Raw genomic sequence first — 19,713 nt, 5'->3', positions numbered from 1 at the left:
CGGCGCTTTCTAAGCTATATGGACGGCCACGGGCAGAAGAGCCCCGGCCGTCCGCAGGCGTTTACGCCCTTGGTGAAGCTCTTTTTGGAATAACGGTCATCCCCATGTTTTGCATGTCGTCGATGGCAACGCGGACCCCTTCGGAAAAATACGGCATGCGCATGTTGGAGAACCGTTATGAACGTGTCCAAACCGCTTCCCGCGCTTGAGGGACTGAAAGAGCAGGCAAAACGGCTGCGCGCCGCCCTTGAAGGGCAGGGGCAGGCAATCACCCATTCAAAGGCGCTGGAACTCATCGCCGCGCAATATGGCTTCCGCGACTGGAACACCCTGCATGCCACGGCGGGAAACCGTCCCGCATTCAATCCCTATCTTCTTGGTTCGCGGGTGGAAGGCCTCTATCTAGGCCAACCCTTCGTAGCCTCCGTTCTGGGCGTGCAAACGCTAGGCGGCGACCCGGAACGCTATCGGCTGACCCTGCATCTCGACGATCCCGTGGATGTGGTGACCTTCGAAAGCTTCTCGGCTTTCCGGCAGCGTATCCACTGCAATATCGATACGTCCGGACGCACGGTGGAGAAAACCTCCAACGGTAGGCCACAGGTTGAGCTGGTCTGGTAGGGAAACGGGCATAGGCTGTTGTGATGCCTCACAGGCTGGGCCAACATGGATAGCACTGCATTCCGGTCGTGGGCCGGGATGCATTCAACAGGTGCTACACTCGCGTCGCTGATGTCATTGTGCCCGTGGAGAGTGGACTTTGATAGTGCCTGCACGTCGTCATTCGCTGAAGTAGATGAAAGAAACGACTGCCCGCTATTTGCGTTTCGAGCGCATTGTAGTATGTTATAAATATACATTTATTATATTTTATATATTTTCTAAATGAGGTATTTATGAGCGAAGATCGTGTTCCTGGTCGTTGGCTATATGTCGATTCTATTCGCGGTATAGCGGCTTTGGCAGTGGTGTATTTTCACATTGCAGAAGTAGCTTACAAAAATAACTACACAAATAATGAGGTTGAGTATTTTTTGTTTAATATTTTTAGTGAATACTTTGATATCGGAAAAATTGCCGTTGTCATGTTCTTCGCTGTTTCCGGTTTTGTTATCCCATTTTCTCTTCTGAAGGCGAGCAAAGCGCCCTTGCGCAGCTTTGCATTTTCCCGATTTTTCAGGCTTTATCCCGCATATTGGGTGTCGATAGCCCTTGCCGTGGCAATCATTCCACTCGTGCGAGGAGATCTTTTTACGATCACCCAAATCCTCGCCAATGTAACGATGCTGCAGCAATTTCTGGGACAGCAAAATATTCTCGGTGTTTACTGGACGCTACAGATAGAAATCGTTTTTTATGTCGTCAGCGCAATGCTGTTTTATGTTAGACTCCTCCATAAGCCGGAGGGTGCGGTCGGCGCGGTGGTGTTCTTCCTGCTGTGCGCGGTTGCCATGGGTGCTGCGCGTTATGCTTTGGGCATCAAGTTACCGGTCGCTATTCCGCTTGGGCTTACTGTGATGTTTTGGGGTTTGTTGTGGCGTCACGGAGCCGTTGATCAGGCTGATGTGTATATGCGGCGGCTTATCATATTCACTTCCCTTCTTGTGGTCTTTACGGTGCCGCTCGTCAGTTTTCTGAGCTATAATGTTGATATGGGCTTTGGTGAGACTTGGTATCGCTATACCATCGCCTATTATTCAGGAATGGCACTTTTTGCTCTGTTCACGACAAAACTTCGTATCACGCATCCGATATTTGTCTGGCTTGGCGCGATAAGCTATTCTGTCTATCTACTTGGGCCCGTAGCCCAGCCTGTCGTGGAATACATTCTTCCGTACAGACAACTGGCTCCCTATCCGGTTCATGTCATGATCGTATTGGCTTGGGTTCTAACGGTGGTCATGGCTTATTTGAGCTATAACTTCATTGAATTGCCGTCCCAGAAGTTCGGAAAGAAGTTGGCGTCCCGCCAGTCTGCTCATGAGGTGGTCTCATCGGCGTAAAATAGGCCGGGCATTGCCGCAGGTAACGGCAATGCCGACACACAGACCCTAAATCCGCTTCCCCGCCGCATCGAACAGATGGAAGTCCTTCGTCTGGGCGGCAATCCGCAGGTTCTCGCCGATGCCAAGCTGCGAGCGGCCGGGAACGCGGAAGACGATGGTGGTGCCGTCTGTGAAGGAGCCGTGCACGTAGCTTTCCGCGCCCACCAGTTCCACGGCGTCCACCCGCACGGTGCCAGTGAAAGCGGCATCGGGAGCTTCTGTTTCCGCGAGCGTGATGTCTTCCGGACGGATGCCCAGTGTTGCGGTGGTTTGCGGCAGCGCGCCTGATCCATTCACCGACCACCCGGATGCGCCGTTTGCCGATGGGGTGCCGTAGGGCAGGAGGTTCATGGAGGGCGAACCGATGAAGGTGGCGACGAAGGTGGTGGCCGGTTTTTCGTAAAGCTCGATCGGAGTGCCGATCTGCTCGATGCGGCCGGCATTCAGCACAACGAGGCGGTCGGCCAGCGTCATGGCTTCCATCTGATCATGGGTTACGTAGACGCTGGTGGTGGCGAGAGAGCGTTGCAGGCGGCGGATTTCGACGCGCATCTGCACGCGCAGCTTGGCATCGAGGTTGGACAGCGGCTCATCGAACAGGAATGCGGCGGGCTTGCGCACGATGGCACGGCCCATTGCCACGCGCTGGCGCTGGCCACCCGAGAGCTGGCGCGGCCTGCGCTCCAGATATTGTTCGATTTCCAGCGCCTTGGCTGCCTCGGTGATACGCCGGTCGATCTCGTCCTTCGGCGTGTTGCGGTTCTTGAGGCCATAGGCGAGGTTCTGCCGCACTGTCATATGCGGGTATAGCGCATAGTTCTGGAACACCATGGCAATATCACGGTCTGACGGTTCGAGATCGTTGACGACGCGGTCGCCGATGACGATCTCACCGCCCGATATGCTTTCCAGCCCGGCGATCATGCGCAGCAATGTCGATTTTCCGCAGCCGGAGGGGCCGACCAATACGATCATCTCGCCATCGGCTATATCCATCGATACGCCCTTGATGGCGTCGACATTGCCGCCGTAAACCTTGCGGACGTCTTTCAGCGCAATTTTTGCCATTACTTCTCGGTCTCCACCAAACCTTTGACGAACCAGCGCTGCATCAGCACCACAACGATAATCGGGGGGATGATGGCGAGGATCGCCGTCACCATCACATAATTCCAGGGCGTCGAAGCGTCGGTGAAGTCCACCATGCGCTTGAGGCCGATGATGATCGTGTTCATCTTGGCGTCGTTGGTCACGAGCAGCGGCCAGAGATACTGGGTCCAGCCATAGATGAACAGGATCACGAAGAGAGCGGCGATATTGGTTTTCGACAGCGGCAGCAGAATATCGCGCATGAAGCGGAACGGCCCTGCATTGTCGATACGAGCCGCCTCGACCATTTCGCCGGGGATGGTCAGGAAAAACTGCCGGAACAGGAACGTCGCCGTCGCGGACGCCATCAGCGGAAGCGTCAGTCCCGCATAGGTATCGATAAGCCCGAGGTCGACGATGACCTTGTATGTGGGCAGGATACGCACCTCGACCGGCAGCATGAGCGTGATGAAGATCATCCAGAAGAAGCCCATGCGGAAGGGAAAACGGAAAAACACGATTGCGAAAGCCGACAGGAAAGAAATGACGATCTTGCCGATGGCAATGGCGAGCGCCACCACGAAGCTGTTGAACAGCAGCCGTTCAAGGCTGACGCCGACCACTCTTTCGACGCCGCCGACCATGGCATCTGTATAGTTTTCACCAAGATGGTCGCCGGGCAGCAGCGACATCGGTGGGCGAATGATGTCATTCGACGTCATGGATGACGCGATGAAGGTGTAGTAGATCGGGAAGGCCACGATGATGATGCCGAGAACCAGCATCAAATGGGCGATCACGCGGGCGACCGGGCGATTTTCAATCATCAGGAAATCCTCAGCCGTAGTGCACGCGCTTCTCGACGAAGCGGAACTGGAAGGCGGTCAACGCAATGACGATCACCATCAGGATGACGGATTGCGCGGCGGAAGAGCCGAGGTTCAGGTTAACGAAGCCATCATTGTAGACCTTGTAGACCAGTGTTTCTGTCGCCTTGGCAGGGCCGCCGCCAGTAACTGCGTGGATGATGCCGAACGTATCGAAGAAGGCATAGACGGTGTTGACGACCAGCAGGAAGAAGGTTGTCGGCGCCAGCAGCGGGAAAACGATGGTCCAGAAGCGCCGCGAGCCGCGTGCGCCGTCAATGGAGGCCGCCTCCAGCAATGATTTCGGAATTGCCTGCAAGCCTGCGACAAAAAACAGGAAATTGTAGCTGATCTGCTTCCATGCGGCGGCTGCGACCACGAGCAGCATGGCCTGATTGCCGTTGAGCAGCGGGTCCCACATGATGCCGTTGCGGCGCAGGATATAGGAGAAGGTTCCCATGGCCGGATTGAACATGAACAGCCACAGCATGCCAGCCACGGCGGGTGCCACAGCATAGGGCATGATCATCATGGTGCGGTAAAAACCCTTGCCGCGCACCACGCGGTCTGCCGCCGTCGCCAGAAGTAATGCCAGCCCCATCGAGACGAGTGCGGTCAGGACGCTGAAAATGACCGTGACATGCAGCGCGTTCAGATAGCTTTCATCCGAAAGTACGGCGGAAAAATTGGCCAGCCCGACGAAATTGCTGTTCAGCCCGAAGGCATCCTCGCGCATGGTCGACTGGTAGAGCGCCTGACTTGCGGGCCAGAAGAAAAAGATCACCGTCAGGATGATCTGTGGCGCGACCAGCAGATAGGGCAGGATCTTGTTGGGGAATACGACGCTTTGCACGGCGATCTCCTGATGAAATGGGAATACCGCCCGCACCGGGTAAGGATGCGGGCGGGGGCAGGGATCGTTTAGTTGCCGGTTGCCTGCTTGATGGCCGCATCACCGCGCGTGACAATCTTGTCGAGTGCGGATTTCGCGTCCTGCTTGCCGGCCAGCATCGCCTCGAACTCTTCGTTCATGATGTCGCGGACCTGCGGCAGGTTCACGAGGCGCACGCCCTTGGAGTTTTCTGTCGGAGGCTTGCCCATCATCTGCAGAAGTGGCGTTTCTCGGCCGGGATTCTTGTCATAGAAGCCGGATTTCTTGGTTTCCTCATAGGCCGCGATCGTTACCGGCATGTATCCAGAGACCTGATGCAGACGAGACTGGATCTTGGTCTGGGAAAGGAAATGGAAGAACTCGGCCACACCTTTGTATTCGGCATCGCTCTTGCCGCCGAAGACCCAGAGGCTCGCGCCGCCGGGAATGGTGTTCTGCGGACCATGACCCTCGTAATAGGGAAGCTGGCCGATACCGTAATTCATGCCGGTCTTGATGATATCGCCAAGGCCGCCGGAGGATTCGGTAAGGATGCCGCATTCGCCGGACATGAACAGCTGCTTGGCTTCCGAAGTGCGCCCGCCGTAACGGAAGGTGCCGTCTTTCGCAAGGTCGGCAATGGCCTGGAAGTGTTCGACGAAGAGCGGCGCGTTGACGGCAAGCTTCACATCGGTGCCGCCCAGCCCGTTTTCATTGCTGCCATAGGAGACGTTGTTCCATGCGGCAAAGTTTTCGGTCTGGATCCAGGTCAACCATGTTGAGGTGAAGCCGCATTGGGCAGCGCCGCTTGTCTTGATCTTCTTGGCAGCTTCGAAAACCTCCGGCCAGGTCTTCGGCGGATTTGCCGGGTCAAGGCCTGCCTTCTGGAAGGTGTCCTTGTTGTAATACAGGATCGGTGAGGACGAATTATAGGGGAAGGACAGCATGGTGCCGTCAGGCTTGGAATAATAGGCGACGATGCCGGCCAGATATTCGTCCTTGTTGAAGGTGTAGCCGCCCTCCTTCAGTACTTCCGCCACCGGTTTGATTGCGCCGGCAGCACCCATCATCACGCCGGAACCGGCGTCGAAGACCTGAATGATCGCCGGCGGCTGCTTGGCGCGGAAGGCCGCAATGCCTGCATTCAGGGTTTCCGGATAGGTGCCCTTGAAGACGGGCATGATCTTGTAGTTTGTCTGGCTATCGTTGAACTCTTTCGCGAGCGCGTCCACGACCTCGTTATTGGCGCCGGTCATGGCATGCCACCACTGAATTTCCGTCGCGGCGAATGCGTTCGATGTGACAAAAAACGAAAGCGCAGATGCCGCAGCAAGACGGTAGCTGAGTTTTTTCAAGGCGATTCCTCCCATTTTAAAAACAGTAAAAGATACAGCCCCTTATTGCAGCCTATCCTCCTCGATATAGCTGCGGGCGAGCTTTTCTGTATTAGCGGCCTGATTTAAAGCGAACTCTAATGAAAATGCAATAGACGGTGGAACGAAAAAAACGAAAGTGAACGAAACGGTTTTATTATTCCATTTTGGGTCCGCTTTGGTTTTTTCGTGTGCTTGCGGGCAAGGCTCGGGACGGGATACCGGAAGCGGTCTGCCGAGGCCATGTTCAAGGGGAACTTCTAACAAGGGGCATTGATATGTTATTACATTACGTATTAAGTCTCTCCAAGATTTGTTGCTTAAAGGTGCGGATGTGTTCGGAATGAAGCGGAAGAAGGCGGTTGCACCAGAAGACGTCTCGTCCGTCACCCCATCCACCGGAACGGTGCCTGTCACACTGCTTACCGGCTTTCTGGGGGCGGGCAAGACCACGCTTCTGAACGAGCTTTTGAGCGAACCGGAAATGCGTGGTGCCGCCGTCATCGTCAACGAATTCGGTTCGGTGCCGATCGATCACGGCCTGGTCCGCACCGGTTCGGAGCGTTATTTCAGGACCACGACCGGCTGCATCTGCTGCACCGCCACCAGCGATATCCGCACCTCGCTTTACGAGTTGCATCAGGCCTTTCTGGAAGGGGTGGTGCCGGAAATATCTCGTGTCGTCATTGAAACCACCGGCCTTGCCGATCCTGCGCCGATCATCAACAGCCTGATTCCCGGCGGTACGCCTGCCGCCGGCCTGCGCGACCATATCGTCGCCCGCCACTTTCATCTCTCCGGTGTCGTTACTGTTTTCGACATTACCTCCGGCCAGGCGATGCTCGACAGTTTCATCGAGGGCTGGAAACAGCTTGCTTTTGCCGATCACATTGTTTTAACCAAAACCGATCTCACTGACGGGGCGGAGATGGGCTGTGAGAGCCTCTCCGATCTCAATCCTGCCGCGCGTCTGCATGACCGCAACGCGCGCGACTTCAATCTGATGTCGCTGTTTGCGCCGGCGGATTATTCGTTGCGTAACAAGCCCGAAGACGTGACGGGCTGGCTTGCCGCCGACAGGCTGAGCCTGCATGCGGCGCACGGGCACGATATCAATCGTCATGGTGCGGGGGTCGAGGCGTTCGATTTGACGTTCGATGGCGCTTTCGATCCGCAGGCGATCGTTACCTTTCTCGAACTCGTAACCAGCAACGTGCATTCCGGTCTGCTGCGGCTCAAGGGAATTTTCGGTGCGACGGATGATCTGGACCGTCCAGTGGTCGCCCATGCCGTACAGCACCGGCTTTATCCGCTGAGCCGTCTGGAAAGCTGGCCGGATGGCAACCGTGCAACCCGTGTTGTCCTCATCGGCATGGATATGCCGCAGCAGCCGATCCGCGATCTTTTCGAGGCATTGGCCTCGCAGGCAGCAAGGAAGGTTTCCCGATGACGGCAAGAGCAAATCCGCTTGCGCGCAGCGGCTCTGCGATAGTCTCTAAGGCCCGTCTTGTGAAACACTGGACGCGGGAACTGCTTGCCCTCCGCGAAGACGAGATCGTTTCCGTCAACGAGACTGCCTGCGTACAGCCGGATTGCCCGCCGAAGGAAACGGTAATCCTCGTTTTGTCCGCATCCGGCAAAACCCGGCAATTCTCAATTCACCAGGCGCTGCTGGATATAGAGCGTGATGATATCGTCAGAGCCGTCGCCGCCAATCCGCCGTAAGGCCATCTGTATCGAACGCCATGGCGCTTGACGACAGGTGTCGTCATCCGGCACTTCAGGAGCAGCGGGATTCGCTAAAGGTGAAGGGTACGGAATGGCCGATCTGGCGGTATATGCGGGTTTGTTTCTGACGGCTTTTGTCGCGGCAACCATCCTGCCCATGCAGTCGGAGGCCGCACTTGCCGGCCTGATCCTTTTGAAGTCCCAGCCGGTCTGGCTGCTGGTTACTGTTGCCAGCGCCGGCAATGTCGCCGGATCTCTCGCCAACTGGCTGCTCGGCCGTGGCATCGAACGCTTCCGGCATCGGCGGTGGTTTCCTGTGGGGGAAGCCGCGCTGCAACGTGCCCAGAACTGGTACAGGCGTTACGGCAAGTGGTCGCTGCTGCTCAGCTGGGCGCCGCTGATCGGCGATCCGCTGACGGTTGCGGCCGGCATCATGAAGGAGCCGCTGCCGGTTTTCCTTCTGCTTGTTACCATTGCCAAGGTTGGGCGTTATCTTGTGCTGACGCTGGTGACACTGAATTTTCTTTGAATTGCATTGCCGATACCTTCTCCCCGGCGGGGAGAAGGCGAAAGAGGCATGCGCTGGTCAAAAAGGTCGGAGTTGAGAACCAATCAAGCCGCCTGCCTGTCCCAGCTGGCGAAGGGGTCGGGCAGGTGTCGCCATGCGTCCGGGGTGAAGGCATCTGTGTCGATCAGGCACGCATCGAGCTGCGCGCGGATGCGCGCTTCGCTCATGGGATCGGAACCGATGAAGACGATTTCCTGACGGCGGTCGCCAAAGACCGGGTCGAGATAGGGCTTCATCATGTCGAGGAACTGCTGCTCGCGCGGCCATTGCTCGCTCGGCACGGCGGACCACCAAAGGCCCATCTTGCCGGTGCGCACCAGTGCGCCGGCCTGGCTTATCTCGCCGACATAAGCTGGCCGCGTGGCCAGCCAGAAGAAGCCTTTGGCGCGCACCACACCCGGCCAGGCGCGGTCGATAAAACGCTGGAACAGCACGGGATCGAAAGGCTTCCTGGCGCGGTAAACGAAGGAGCGGATGCCATATTCCTCGGTCTCGGGAATGTGGTCCTTGAAACCGTGCAACTCCTTGAACCACAGCGGGTGTTCTTCGGCCTTGGCGAAATCGAAGCGGCCGGTGCCCAGCACCTCCTTCAGTTCCACCTTGCCGAAATCGGCCTCGATGAGTTTCGCATCCGGGTTCAGCCCGACGATGATCTTGCGGGCTGCGTCCCGCTCATCCGGCGTGGCAGTGCCGATCTTGTTGAGGACGACGACATCGGCAAATTCGATCTGCTCGACCAGGAGGTCTACGATGGTTCGGTTGTCGCCTTCGCCTGCCGTATCACCACGGTCGGCAAGAAAGTCAGAGGAACCGTAGTCGTTGAGAAGATTGGCGGCATCCACCACCGTCACCATCGTGTCCAGATGCGCGACATCGGAAAGGCTGCGACCGTTTTCATCGCGAAAATCGAAAGTGGCGGCCACCGGCAGCGGCTCGGCGATGCCGGTGGATTCGATCAGCAGATAATCAAACCGGCCCTGCTCGGCGAGCGCGCGTACCTCATTCAGAAGGTCGTCGCGCAGCGTGCAACAGATGCAGCCATTGGTCATTTCCACAAGCTGTTCCTCGGTGCGCGAAAGATTGGCGCCGCCATCTCGCACAAGTGCCGCATCGATATTGATCTCGCTCATGTCGTTAACGATCAACGCGACCCGCAGACCGTCGCGGTTGGCGAGAATATGGTTGAGAAGCGTTGTTTTTCCGGCACCAAGAAAGCCGGAGAGGACAGTGACAGGAAGTTTTTTCGACATGCGGGCCTCGTTTTATTAGCGGTGGTAGCGTGGGAGTCATCGTCGTCACGACTTGCGGTAGAGAACGACGGGGCTAGTGGTCACCTCGCTTGTTGTTTGTAACGTAATAACATTACATAAGCGCAGCGTGTCAACTGGCTTTAGAAAAATTGCTTGCCGGATGCTTCCTTCGGCTTGTCCCGGGAATCCAGAACCTGGCACGACCATACCCCCGAGGTGATCCTGGAGGTTTCGTCCAATGTGAGATGGAACCTACCTTTCCGATAGTTAATGTTATTTCATTACATATTCGTTTGACGAATGTAATAACATTACATATGAGGGGTCATCAAATGACATCATGCCCCGGAGGGATCGATGAACGATCCGTGCCTTGCCTTTCAAAATCTGACACTCGGATATGCCGGCCGCGCGGCGGTGCATCATCTGGATGGCGATATTGCCAAAGGGTCGCTCACGGCGGTGGTCGGCGCCAATGGGTCGGGAAAGTCGACGCTGATGAAGGGCATCGCCGGCATTTTGAAGCCACTTGGCGGTGAATGCCGGGTTACTCCAGGCGTTTCCGTCGCCTATCTACCGCAGCAGTCTGAACTCGACCGTTCCTTTCCGGCACAGGTGCGCGATCTGGTCGCGCTTGGTCTCTGGCCCAAACGCGGCCTGCTCGCTCGCCATCGCCAGTCGGACCGGGCGGCCATGGCTCATGTGCTGGAAGCGGTCGGACTTTCTGGCTTTGAAAAACGCAATATCGATTCACTCTCCGGCGGCCAGATGCAGCGCGCCCTTTTTGCCCGCGCCATGTTGCAGGATGCGCAGCTGATTTTGCTGGATGAGCCCTTCAACGCTGTCGATGAGCGCACCGTCGCCGATCTCATGGTGCTGATCAAAGCATGGGTTGCCGAGGGGCGCACGGTTCTGGCCGTTCTTCATGACTACGAGCTGGTGCGTCAGCATTTTCCGCAAACGCTTCTGCTTGCCAGACGGTTGGTGGGCTTTGGCCCGACACGGGAGGTTTTAAGGCCCGAAATGATGCAGCAGGCACGACGGTTTCACGAGGCATGGGACGGCGACGCCCCATGGTGCGAACCCGCAGCAGCGACGGTGAACGCCGACCTGGCGGAAAAGCCGCAGGATTTCCCCAAACACTCGCAGGCGCATTCGCATATCCATGTCTGATTTCTTCATCGAGCCATTCATCCAGTATGTCTTCATGCAGCGTGCGCTTGCCGGTGCCTTGATCCTTGCTGTCAGTTGCGGGCCGGTCGGGGTGTTTCTGATGCTGCGCCGCATGAGCCTGACGGGTGATGCCATGTCGCACGCCATTTTGCCGGGGGCGGCGGTGGGCTTTCTGTTTTACGGGTTGGAGATTTTGCCGATGACCATCGGCGGGCTGGTCGTCGGTCTTCTGGTGGCATTGGGTGCCGGTGCGGTTTCGCGCTTCACCATCCAGAAGGAGGATGCCTCGCTTGCAGCCTTTTACCTCATTTCTCTAGCGCTCGGCGTGCTGCTCGTCTCCTGGCGCGGCTCCAGTGTCGATCTCATGCATGTGCTTTTCGGCACGGTGCTGGCACTGAACAATGAAGCGCTCGGCCTGATCGGCGGTATCTGTGTCGTCACACTGACGGTGATGATGGTTTTCTGGCGCGCGCTGCTGGCGGAATGCCTCGATCCCCTGTTTCTGCGCTCGGTCAGCAACTGGGGGAGCCCCGTGCACTTCCTCTTCCTCGCCATCGTCGTCCTCAATCTGGTCGGCGGGTTTCAGGCGCTCGGAACCCTGCTTTCGGTTGGCCTGATGATGCTGCCCGCTGCCGCCAGCCGCTTCTGGTCCAATCGCGTCGCGCCAATGTGCTTCATCTCGATCGGCATCGGCATGGTCTCGTGTTTTGCAGGCCTGCTTCTGTCCTATCACGCGTCGCTGCCATCAGGTCCGGCGATCATCCTGTCCGCAGGCGTCATCTATGTCCTGTCCATCGTCGTCGGCACACGCGGTGTGCTTCGCGATCTTCTCGGTTCCGGTCGTCACAGAACGGCCTGAAAACAGCGTTTGAAAAAAGGAGAACCCTTCATGTTCCAAACCCTACGTCTTGCTACCTGCGTAAGCCTTCTCTCCCTTTCCCCAGTCCTGATGGCGCAGGCTTCTGCGGCTGAACTCAAGGTCGTGGCCAGCTTCTCGATCATTGCCGACTTCGCGAAGAATGTCGGCGGCAACCGCGTCGAAATCACCACGATCGTCGGACCTGACGGCGACGCGCATGTCTACGAGCCGCGCCCGGCCGATGCCGTTGCCGTCAGCAAGGCGGATGTTGTGCTGGTGAACGGCCTTGCATTCGAAGGCTTCCTGAAGCGGCTGATCGATACCAGCGGCACAAAGGCGCCGGTGGTGGAGCTGACCAAGGGCGTGAAACCCCTCAGGATTTCCGACGAGCCAGCCGGTCACGCACATCCGGAAGCCGAGGAAGAGGCGGGTCACGACCACAAGGCAGAGGAAGCGCATGACCATAAGGGACACAATCACGGTGAATTCGATCCGCATGCCTGGCAGTCAATCAAGAATGCGGAAATATACGTGAAGAACATCGCCGGCGCATTTTGCGAGGTCGACAAGGCCGGTTGCGCAACTTACACCGCCAATTCACAGGCCTATATCGCCAAGCTCGCGGCTTTGAACGAGAAGGTGAAGACCGAGATCGCCGCCATTCCGCCGGAAAAACGCAACATCATCACCTCACATGATGCCTTCGGTTATTTCGAGCATGCCTATGGTCTCGAATTCCTGGCGCCGGAAGGTATCTCGACGGATTCCGAAGCGTCTGCCGCCGACGTCGCCAAGCTGGTGGATCAGATCAAGCACGACAAGGCTTCGGCGATCTTCGTCGAAAACATCACCGACAAGCGGTTGATGGACCAGATTGCCAAGGAAACCGGCCTGAAAGTTGGCGGAACGCTTTATTCCGACGCGCTCTCGACAGCCGACGGCCCGGCCGCAACCTATATCGATATGGTCAACCACAACATCGATACCATCAAGGCGGCCGTGCTTAGCCAGTAAGAAGACAAAACGGGCGAGGGTGGCACCAGCCACCCTCAGACACCTGACTAACGTATCCCAACACTCGATGTCATCCTCGGGCCCGTTCCGAGGATCCAGTCACGTATCGTAAAATCAATAGCTGGCAGATGCTCGCGATAGGCCCGAGCGCGACGGAGGAGAAGTTTTTTCCTTCTGTCCTAGGCCCCACGGTCGATTGTGCCGTCTCGCAAATTTTGCCCAGCCGGTAAGCCTTCTCCAGCGTTACCAACGCCCAAATCTCTAATTTCCTTCTATTTTTTCCCGAATACGCGGTTCAACAGGGATGTGATCTCCCTGTTTAGGCTGCTTGCGTTCCCCGTTGACAATCGACCGACCGTTTGAAATGGTAAGATGTCAGACCAATTCAAAGGGTAAGTCTTGGATAGATCCAGCCGCGAACTGATGCAGCCTATTCCACCCAGCGACCGTGTGCGCCAGGTCGAGGCGGCACTCTCCGATTACGTCGAGAGGGCGGGACTGAAGGCTGGAGATCGGTTGCCGGCCGAGCGAGAGCTGATGGTGGCGCTGGGTGTCGGCCGTTCCACCATTCGCGAGGTCATCCGTAAGTTTCAGGCGCTGGGCGTTATCGACAGCCGCAAGGGCAGCGGCAATTATCTGCTTAAGCCGATTTCCGCCGCAACCGTGCATATGCCTATCTCCATCGATGCCGAAAGCCTGCGCGATGCGTTGTTAATGACGTTGGAAGTCCGGCGTGGCATCGAGGTTGAGGCCTCGATGGCTGCGGCGCGCCGGCGCACGGTGGAGGATATCGCCACGATGGAAGCGCGGCTCGATGAGATGGAGCGGGTGCATCTGGCTGAAGGCACGTCCGGCAAGGCCGACCTTGCCTTCCACCTCTCCATCTATGACGCCACGCATAATTCGCTGTTCAAGCAGCTGCTCGAGCAGATGCGCGAAGGTTTCGAACGTTTCTGGCTGAAGCCTTTCGACCGGCCGGACTTTGCAAGCCGCTCCTTCCCCTTTCACCGCACGCTGTTCAACGCCATCGCCGCCGGCGATGCGGAGACCGCCCGTGAAGAAACACTGAAAATCCTCGCTGTCGTCGAGGAGGATATCAAGGACATGTCGAAATGAACCAAGGCAACGATCTCTTCGATCCCGCCTCCCTGATCGTCGCCCATGACGAGACCCACGCTTTCGAAGCTGTGGTCCCGCCGCTTGTGCAGACTTCGCTTTTCACCTTTTCCAGCTACGACGAAATGGTTTCCACCTATCGCGGCGAAAAGGTGCGGCCGGTCTATACGCGAGGGCTCAACCCGACCGTCAGGATGTTTGAGGAAATGCTGGCAAAGCTTGAGGGCGCGGAAGATGCGCTTGGCTTCGCCAGCGGCATGTCGGCCATTTCCTCCACCGTTCTCTCCTTCGTTTCGCCGGGTGACCGCATCGTCGCGGTGCGCCATGTCTATCCCGATGCGTTTCGCCTGTTTGGCACCTTCATGAAGCGCATGAATGTCGAGGTGGTCTATGTCGACGGCCGCGACGAGGCGGCGGTTGAAAAGGCTATGCCCGGCGCGAAACTCTTCTACATGGAAAGCCCGACTAGCTGGGTGATGGAGGCCCATGATGTCGGTGCGCTCGCCGCGATCGGCAAGCGCCATGGCGCCGTCACCGTCATCGATAATTCCTGGGCAAGCCCTGTCTTCCAGCAGCCGATCTCGCTCGGTGTCGATCTCGTCGTGCATTCGGCGTCGAAATATCTCGGCGGGCACAGCGATGTGGTCTCCGGCGTGGTTGCCGGTTCAAAGGCAATGATCGACCGCATTCGTGCAGAGACCTATCCTTATCTCGGTGGCAAGATGTCGCCCTTCGATGCGTGGTTGCTCATCCGCGGCTTGCGCACCCTGCCGCTGCGCATGAAGGCGCATCAGGCATCGGCGCTGGATATTGCCAGCCGCCTGCAGGCGCTCGATGTGGTGGAAAAGGTTTGCCATCCGGGATTGGCGAACCGCCTGCCGCCCGGCCTCAACGGTACGTCTGGCCTGTTTTCCTTCATTTTCAAGGAAGGGGTGGATGTGCGCGCTTTTGCCGACCGCCTCAAACTTTTCAAACTGGGTGTTTCCTGGGGTGGGCATGAAAGCCTGATCGTCCCGGGTGAAGTGGTGCTTGAACAGAAGGCGCAGCCAAACTCCGCCCACACGTTCGGCATCAGCGCGCGTTCCGTGCGCCTGCATGTCGGACTGGAGGGCACAGAAGCGCTCTGGAACGATCTCGAACCCGCGATCAAGGCGGCCTCGTCCGTCTGACGCGTCTTAAAACTGACGACAAAAAGGGGAGAACGACATGAAAAAACTGGTAGCAGCAGCAATCTTTACCGCCCTGATGACCGGAACGGCGCTGGCGGATACGACCTTGAAACTGGTCGAGGTCATTACAAGTCCCGAACGGACGGAAACGCTGAAGGGCATCGTCTCGAAGTTCGAAAGCGCCAATCCCGGCACCAAGGTGGAGATCATCTCGCTGCCCTGGAGCGAGGCCTTCCAGAAATTCGCCACGATGGTCTCCGCCGGCGATGTGCCTGATGTCATGGAAATGCCCGACACCTGGCTTTCGCTTTATGCCAATAACGGCATGCTCGAAAGTCTCGAACCCTACCTCGCCAAATGGGAATACACCAAGGGTCTGAGTGAACGCACGCTGGAACTCGGCCGTGATGTGAAGAACACGGCCTATATGCTTCCCTACGGCTTTTATCTCCGGGCCATGTTCTACAACAAGAAACTGCTGGAACAGGCTGGAGTGAAGGAGCCGCCGAAGACGCTCGACGAATTCGCCGATGCCTCCAAGAAGGTTGCAGCACTTCCCGGCAAATACGGTTATTGCCTGCGTGGCGGGCCGGGCGGACTTAACGGCTGGGTCATGTTCGGCGCGTCCATGGCGGGATCGAACGAGTTCTTCACCAAGGACGGCACCTCCACCTTTGACAGCCCTGGCTGGGTGAAAGGCCTGACCTATGTGATCGATCTCTACAAGAACGGGTTGGCGCCGAAAGACAGCGTCAACTGGGGCTTCAACGAGATCGTCGCGGGATTTTATTCCGGCACCTGCGCTTTCCTCGATCAGGATCCGGACGCCCTTATCGCCATTGCCCAGCGCATGAAGCCGGAAGATTTCGGCGTCATGACCATGCCGAAGGGACCTGACGGCAAGACCTTCCCGACCATCGGTTTCGCCGGCTGGTCGATCATGTCGGCATCCGCCAATAAGGACCTCTCCTGGAAACTGGTCGAGACGCTGGAAGGTCCGGAAGGCAATATCGAGTGGAACAAGAAGACGGGTGCGCTGCCGGTGCACAAGTCGGCGGAGAAGGACCCCTTCTACGCCAGCGAGCAGTTCAAGGGCTGGTTCGACGAACTGGCGGACAAGAACGCCGTGCCGACGAAGATGCCGACCTATCTTGAGGAATTCGCATTCTTCAAGGATTCACTGGTTATCAAGACATCGCAGGAAGCGCTTCTTGGTGATATCTCACCGGAAGACCTCGCCAAGCAATGGGCTGACTACATGACGAAGGCGCAGCAGAAGTTCCTCGCCTCCAAATAAACCACACGGTTGGCCGCGCGAGGTTTGAACCCGCGCGGCCGTTCTTGCGGGCTGTCACCAACGGCAGGCCCCATTTCAAAACGTGCGGACCGGCTGGCCAGAAGCGTTAGAAAAACCTGTCCGCCCCGCCGTCCGATCAGGAGCGATCAATCATGTCCTATGCCCATGGCGCCGGACCCGTGGCCGCGCGCAACCGCGCCGGCAAGCCGGCAATGCAGCGTTTTGCCGACTGGGCCGAACCCTGGCTCTATAGTGCGCCGGTTCTCGTACTCATTGTTGCCGTCATGCTGGTGCCGCTGGTGCTCGGCCTGTCCTATGCGTTTCGCGACGTGCAGCTGCTCAATCCTTTTTCCGGCGGTTTCGTTGGCTTGAAACATCTGGAGGCACTGTCGCAGGATGCGGCCTTTTACCGGGCGCTGAAAAATACGCTGTGGTGGACGGGGGCTTCGGTATTCCTGCAGTTTTTCTTCGGTCTCATTCTGGCGCTGCTGCTGGACAAGCCGTTCGCGGGCAGGGGGCTGGCCCAGGCGCTGGTGTTTCTTCCATGGGCCGTGCCAACCTTTCTTGCCGGTCTCAACTGGGCGTGGCTGTTCAATCCGGTCATAGGACCGCTGCCGCACTGGATGGTCTCGCTCGGGCTTCTCTCCGCGCCCAACAATATTCTTGCCGATCCGCAGCTTGCCATGTGGGGGCCGATCATCGCCAATGTCTGGTGGGGCATTCCTTTCTTCGCCATCACATTGCTTGCCGCACTTCAGGCGATCCCGCGTGATCTTTACGAGGCCGCTTCCATCGATGGGGCAAACCCGTTGCAGCGCTTCACCTCCATCACCCTCCCATTTCTCGCACCCACCATCGCCATCACCGTTTTGCTGCGCACCGTCTGGATCGCCAATTTTGCCGATCTCATCATCGTCATGACCAATGGCGGACCGGCAGACCGCACCCAGATCGTTGCGAGCTACATCTTCACGCAGGCCTTCCGGCGGCTTGATTTCGGCTATGCCTCGGCCATCGCGCTGGTACTTCTGGTGCTGCTTCTGGCCTATTCCATGCTCATCGTGCTCCTGCGCCAACGCCTTATCGAGAAGGACTGACCGATGACATCAAGGATATTCCTCACCCTTGCCCATCGCCTGGCGATCCTCGCCTATATCGTCTTTGCGCTGTTTCCGCTGTTCTGGCTGCTCAAGGTCTCGGTCACGCCGAATGACCTGCTTTATAGCGAAGGCGTGCGAATGTGGCCGTCGCACGCGACGCTGGATCATTATCGATATGTCATAGAAAACAGTGCCTTCCCGACATTTTTTAAGAACAGCGTCATCGTTGCCGGCTCCACGGCACTTGCCGTTACGGTACTCTCGTCACTGTCCGGTTATGCGCTGTCGCGGTTCCGCTTCAAGGGCAAATACTGGATCGTGGCGCTGATGCTGATTACCCAGATGTTTCCGCTGGTCATGCTGGTCGCGCCGATCTTCAAGATGCTGTCGCCGCTCGGCCTCACCAACAGCCTGACGGGTCTCGTCATCGTCTACACCGCCTTCAACGTGCCGTTTGCCACTTTCCTCATGCAGTCATTCTTCGACGGTATTCCGAAGGATCTGGAAGAGGCGGCGATGATCGACGGGGCAAGCCGCTTCACGGCATTCCGCCAGATCATCCTGCCGCTGACATTGCCGGGCATCGCTGCGACGCTGGGCTTCGTCTTCACCGCCGCGTGGAGCGAGTTGCTGTTTGCGCTGATGCTGATTTCGGGCAACCAGAGCGCCACATTCCCGGTCGGGCTGTTGACCTTCGTTTCAAAATTTTCCGTCGATTTCGGGCAGATGATGGCGGCGGGTGTTCTGGCGCTCATTCCGGCCTGTCTCTTCTTCCTGCTCATTCAACGTTATCTCGTGCAGGGCCTGACGGCCGGCGCGGTGAAAGGATAATCCCATGGCTTCCATCGAGCTGAAGAATGTCGGCAAGACCTATGGCGACCTCGCGGTCCTGCACGGGGTCGATCTCAAGATCGAGGACGGCGAATTCATCGTCCTCGTCGGCCCATCCGGCTGCGGAAAATCGACACTGCTGCGAATGATTGCCGGTCTGGAGGAGATTTCAGCAGGCGAATTGACCATCGACGGTGAGCGCGTCAACGACCGCAAGCCGAAGGACCGGGATATCGCCATGGTGTTCCAGTCCTATGCGCTTTATCCGCATATGAGCGTCGCCGACAATATGAGCTACAGCCTGCGCCTGCGCCGCAGCACCAAGGAAACAATCGCGGCGGCCGTGGCCGGTGCTTCGGCGAAACTCGGTCTCGATCCCTATTTGGCACGCCGTCCGAAGGCGCTTTCCGGCGGCCAGCGCCAGCGCGTCGCCATGGGCCGGGCCATCGTGCGCCAGCCTAAGGCTTTTCTGTTCGATGAGCCACTCTCCAACCTCGATGCACGGCTTCGCGAGCAGATGCGGGCCGAAATCAAGCGCATGCATGCTGATCTCGGCGCTACCTCGGTTTATGTCACCCATGACCAGATCGAGGCGATGACGCTCGCATCCCGGATCGTCGCGATGAATGCCGGCCATGTGCAGCAGATCGGCGCACCGCTCGATCTTTACGATCGCCCAGCCAATCTGTTCGTCGCTGGATTTATCGGTTCGCCGGGCATGAATTTTCTGGAAGGACGGCTCGGACGGGAGAATGGCGGTAGTTTCGTCGTGCTCGGCGATGGCACACGCCTCGAACTCGGCCGCGACGTGAAGCTTGCCGATGGTGAGCCGGTCACACTCGGTATCCGGCCGGAACATGTCACAGTCTCGCCTGCGGATGGTGCTGTCGAGGCGACCGTCGATCTCGTCGAGCCGACGGGTCTCGGCATCATCCTGCACCTGACCGTGCATGGATTGCCCTTCAAGCTGTTTTCGTCTGATCGGGCGCTGTTGCAGCCGGGCAAGTCCCTGCGGGTCGGTTTCCCGCAGGAACGGCTTCATGTTTTTGACCGAAACGGTGTCAGGATCGACGAGGCCTGAACTTAAGGCGTCATATCGCGATGCCCTTGTCATCGAACCTGTGGATTTTGGCATCATCTGGTGTGATGAAGACGGTATCGCCGTGTTTGCATTCGAATTCACCGTCGGTTCTGGCGGTGATGGGGCCGATGCCGGGGACGTCGAGGTGGAGGAAGGTGTCGGAGCCGAGATGTTCGGCAACCGTGACCTTGCCCTGCCACAGGCCGGTTTCTTTCGACAGCGTCAGGTGCTCGGGCCGCACGCCGGCGGTGGTCGCACCCTTTTGCCGGGCGTAATCGCCGGT

General features: G+C 57.8%; 20 protein-coding genes. 14 read left to right on the top strand and 6 right to left on the bottom strand.

The window, feature by feature from the left end; all coding sequences use genetic code 11:
• The first annotated feature begins 177 nt into the window (after nucleotides 1-177).
• Together F617_RS0104860 and F617_RS0104855 are read left to right on the top strand one after the other, a co-directional pair.
• A complete protein-coding gene (locus tag F617_RS0104860) occupies nucleotides 178-621 on the top strand; it encodes a glyoxalase superfamily protein (RefSeq protein ID WP_003510652.1) in 444 nt (147 codons plus the stop codon).
• 275 nt (nucleotides 622-896) lie between these two features.
• The gene (locus F617_RS0104855; RefSeq protein WP_019564583.1) at nucleotides 897-2,003 is read left to right on the top strand and encodes an acyltransferase; all 1,107 of its coding nucleotides are present in this window, start codon (nucleotides 897-899) and stop codon (nucleotides 2,001-2,003) included.
• A gap of 48 nt (nucleotides 2,004-2,051) precedes the next feature.
• Here F617_RS0104855 and F617_RS0104850 read toward each other — a convergent pair whose 3' ends face one another.
• The 4 genes from F617_RS0104850 to ugpB form a co-directional block, all read right to left on the bottom strand.
• Nucleotides 2,052-3,113, bottom strand: coding sequence for a sn-glycerol-3-phosphate import ATP-binding protein UgpC (locus F617_RS0104850; RefSeq protein WP_013761452.1), 1,062 nt, complete (start codon nucleotides 3,111-3,113; stop codon nucleotides 2,052-2,054).
• A complete protein-coding gene (gene ugpE, locus F617_RS0104845) occupies nucleotides 3,113-3,961 on the bottom strand; it encodes a sn-glycerol-3-phosphate ABC transporter permease UgpE (protein ID WP_003510648.1) in 849 nt (282 codons plus the stop codon). Before ugpE ends, F617_RS0104850 begins: the two co-directional genes overlap by 1 nt.
• Before the next feature lie 10 nt (nucleotides 3,962-3,971).
• Nucleotides 3,972-4,853, bottom strand: a complete 882-nt coding sequence (ugpA, locus tag F617_RS0104840; RefSeq protein ID WP_003510646.1) for a sn-glycerol-3-phosphate ABC transporter permease UgpA — start codon at nucleotides 4,851-4,853, stop codon at nucleotides 3,972-3,974.
• A gap of 68 nt (nucleotides 4,854-4,921) precedes the next feature.
• Entirely contained in the window at nucleotides 4,922-6,232 is a 1,311-nt protein-coding gene (ugpB, locus tag F617_RS0104835) for a sn-glycerol-3-phosphate ABC transporter substrate-binding protein UgpB (protein WP_025595901.1), read from the bottom strand.
• 355 nt (nucleotides 6,233-6,587) lie between these two features.
• Between ugpB and F617_RS0104830 the strand changes: the two genes are divergently transcribed.
• The 3 genes from F617_RS0104830 (at nucleotide 6,588) to F617_RS0104820 (ending at nucleotide 8,501) form a co-directional block, all read left to right on the top strand.
• Nucleotides 6,588-7,694, top strand: coding sequence for a GTP-binding protein (locus tag F617_RS0104830; RefSeq protein ID WP_019564582.1), 1,107 nt, complete (start codon nucleotides 6,588-6,590; stop codon nucleotides 7,692-7,694).
• Nucleotides 7,691-7,969, top strand: a complete 279-nt coding sequence (locus F617_RS0104825; RefSeq protein WP_003510641.1) for a hypothetical protein — start codon at nucleotides 7,691-7,693, stop codon at nucleotides 7,967-7,969. The genes F617_RS0104830 and F617_RS0104825 overlap by 4 nt, the downstream gene beginning before the upstream one ends.
• A 94-nt stretch (nucleotides 7,970-8,063) precedes the next feature.
• Nucleotides 8,064-8,501: a YqaA family protein gene (locus F617_RS0104820; RefSeq protein ID WP_003510639.1), complete on the top strand. Its 438-nt coding sequence runs from the start codon at nucleotides 8,064-8,066 to the stop codon at nucleotides 8,499-8,501.
• An 83-nt stretch (nucleotides 8,502-8,584) separates the two neighbouring features.
• On the opposite strand, the gene zigA is transcribed toward F617_RS0104820, so the two are convergent.
• Complete coding sequence (gene zigA, locus F617_RS0104815; protein ID WP_019564581.1) at nucleotides 8,585-9,790, bottom strand: zinc metallochaperone GTPase ZigA; 1,206 nt, start codon at nucleotides 9,788-9,790, stop codon at nucleotides 8,585-8,587.
• 357 nt (nucleotides 9,791-10,147) lie between these two features.
• Between zigA and aztA the strand changes: the two genes are divergently transcribed.
• From aztA to F617_RS0104770, 9 genes are all read left to right on the top strand, one after another.
• Entirely contained in the window at nucleotides 10,148-10,963 is an 816-nt protein-coding gene (gene aztA, locus F617_RS0104810; RefSeq protein WP_019564580.1) for a zinc ABC transporter ATP-binding protein AztA, read from the top strand.
• Complete coding sequence (gene aztB, locus F617_RS0104805) at nucleotides 10,956-11,822, top strand: zinc ABC transporter permease AztB (protein WP_003510628.1); 867 nt, start codon at nucleotides 10,956-10,958, stop codon at nucleotides 11,820-11,822. The genes aztA and aztB overlap by 8 nt, the downstream gene beginning before the upstream one ends.
• Before the next feature lie 30 nt (nucleotides 11,823-11,852).
• Nucleotides 11,853-12,836 carry a zinc ABC transporter substrate-binding protein AztC gene (aztC, locus tag F617_RS0104800; protein WP_019564579.1) on the top strand — a complete coding sequence of 328 codons (984 nt, stop codon included), beginning with the start codon at nucleotides 11,853-11,855 and terminating at the stop codon, nucleotides 12,834-12,836.
• A gap of 423 nt (nucleotides 12,837-13,259) precedes the next feature.
• Nucleotides 13,260-13,952, top strand: a complete 693-nt coding sequence (locus F617_RS0104795) for a FadR/GntR family transcriptional regulator (protein ID WP_003510624.1) — start codon at nucleotides 13,260-13,262, stop codon at nucleotides 13,950-13,952.
• Nucleotides 13,949-15,121: a PLP-dependent transferase gene (locus F617_RS0104790; protein ID WP_019564578.1), complete on the top strand. Its 1,173-nt coding sequence runs from the start codon at nucleotides 13,949-13,951 to the stop codon at nucleotides 15,119-15,121. Before F617_RS0104795 ends, F617_RS0104790 begins: the two co-directional genes overlap by 4 nt.
• 37 nt (nucleotides 15,122-15,158) lie before the next feature.
• The gene (locus tag F617_RS0104785) at nucleotides 15,159-16,418 is read left to right on the top strand and encodes a sugar ABC transporter substrate-binding protein (RefSeq protein ID WP_019564577.1); all 1,260 of its coding nucleotides are present in this window, start codon (nucleotides 15,159-15,161) and stop codon (nucleotides 16,416-16,418) included.
• Between the two features lie 152 nt (nucleotides 16,419-16,570).
• Nucleotides 16,571-17,515 (top strand): carbohydrate ABC transporter permease, encoded by a 945-nt coding sequence (locus F617_RS0104780; protein WP_003510618.1) that lies wholly within the window; start codon nucleotides 16,571-16,573, stop codon nucleotides 17,513-17,515.
• 3 nt (nucleotides 17,516-17,518) lie between these two features.
• Nucleotides 17,519-18,349, top strand: a complete 831-nt coding sequence (locus F617_RS0104775; RefSeq protein WP_003510396.1) for a carbohydrate ABC transporter permease — start codon at nucleotides 17,519-17,521, stop codon at nucleotides 18,347-18,349.
• A gap of 4 nt (nucleotides 18,350-18,353) precedes the next feature.
• A complete protein-coding gene (locus F617_RS0104770; protein WP_003510617.1) occupies nucleotides 18,354-19,430 on the top strand; it encodes an ABC transporter ATP-binding protein in 1,077 nt (358 codons plus the stop codon).
• 10 nt (nucleotides 19,431-19,440) lie between these two features.
• Here the strand turns inward: F617_RS0104770 and F617_RS26890 are convergent.
• On the bottom strand, nucleotides 19,441-19,713 hold a 273-nt coding region (locus tag F617_RS26890), incomplete at its 5' end, for a TOBE domain-containing protein (protein ID WP_034501911.1).

This window comes from Agrobacterium sp. 10MFCol1.1 (assembly GCF_000381165.1).
Classification (GTDB): Bacteria; Pseudomonadota; Alphaproteobacteria; order Rhizobiales; family Rhizobiaceae; genus Agrobacterium; species Agrobacterium tumefaciens.
This window is presented reverse-complemented; position numbering and strand designations above follow the sequence as displayed.

Bases quoted from the DNA above. Each gene is read 5' to 3' on its own strand.
- F617_RS0104860 (WP_003510652.1), top strand. From the start codon at position 178: ATGAACGTGTCCAAACCGCTTCCCGCGCTTGAGGGACTGAAAGAGCAG.
- F617_RS0104855 (WP_019564583.1), top strand. From the start codon at position 897: ATGAGCGAAGATCGTGTTCCTGGTCGTTGGCTATATGTCGATTCTATT.
- F617_RS0104850 (WP_013761452.1), bottom strand. From the start codon at position 3,113: ATGGCAAAAATTGCGCTGAAAGACGTCCGCAAGGTTTACGGCGGCAAT.
- ugpE (WP_003510648.1), bottom strand. From the start codon at position 3,961: ATGATTGAAAATCGCCCGGTCGCCCGCGTGATCGCCCATTTGATGCTG.
- F617_RS0104830 (WP_019564582.1), top strand. From the start codon at position 6,588: ATGAAGCGGAAGAAGGCGGTTGCACCAGAAGACGTCTCGTCCGTCACC.
- F617_RS0104825 (WP_003510641.1), top strand. From the start codon at position 7,691: ATGACGGCAAGAGCAAATCCGCTTGCGCGCAGCGGCTCTGCGATAGTC.
- F617_RS0104820 (WP_003510639.1), top strand. From the start codon at position 8,064: ATGGCCGATCTGGCGGTATATGCGGGTTTGTTTCTGACGGCTTTTGTC.
- zigA (WP_019564581.1), bottom strand. From the start codon at position 9,790: ATGTCGAAAAAACTTCCTGTCACTGTCCTCTCCGGCTTTCTTGGTGCC.
- aztA (WP_019564580.1), top strand. From the start codon at position 10,148: ATGAACGATCCGTGCCTTGCCTTTCAAAATCTGACACTCGGATATGCC.
- aztB (WP_003510628.1), top strand. From the start codon at position 10,956: ATGTCTGATTTCTTCATCGAGCCATTCATCCAGTATGTCTTCATGCAG.
- aztC (WP_019564579.1), top strand. From the start codon at position 11,853: ATGTTCCAAACCCTACGTCTTGCTACCTGCGTAAGCCTTCTCTCCCTT.
- F617_RS0104795 (WP_003510624.1), top strand. From the start codon at position 13,260: ATGCAGCCTATTCCACCCAGCGACCGTGTGCGCCAGGTCGAGGCGGCA.
- F617_RS0104790 (WP_019564578.1), top strand. From the start codon at position 13,949: ATGAACCAAGGCAACGATCTCTTCGATCCCGCCTCCCTGATCGTCGCC.
- F617_RS0104785 (WP_019564577.1), top strand. From the start codon at position 15,159: ATGAAAAAACTGGTAGCAGCAGCAATCTTTACCGCCCTGATGACCGGA.
- F617_RS0104780 (WP_003510618.1), top strand. From the start codon at position 16,571: ATGTCCTATGCCCATGGCGCCGGACCCGTGGCCGCGCGCAACCGCGCC.
- F617_RS0104775 (WP_003510396.1), top strand. From the start codon at position 17,519: ATGACATCAAGGATATTCCTCACCCTTGCCCATCGCCTGGCGATCCTC.
- F617_RS0104770 (WP_003510617.1), top strand. From the start codon at position 18,354: ATGGCTTCCATCGAGCTGAAGAATGTCGGCAAGACCTATGGCGACCTC.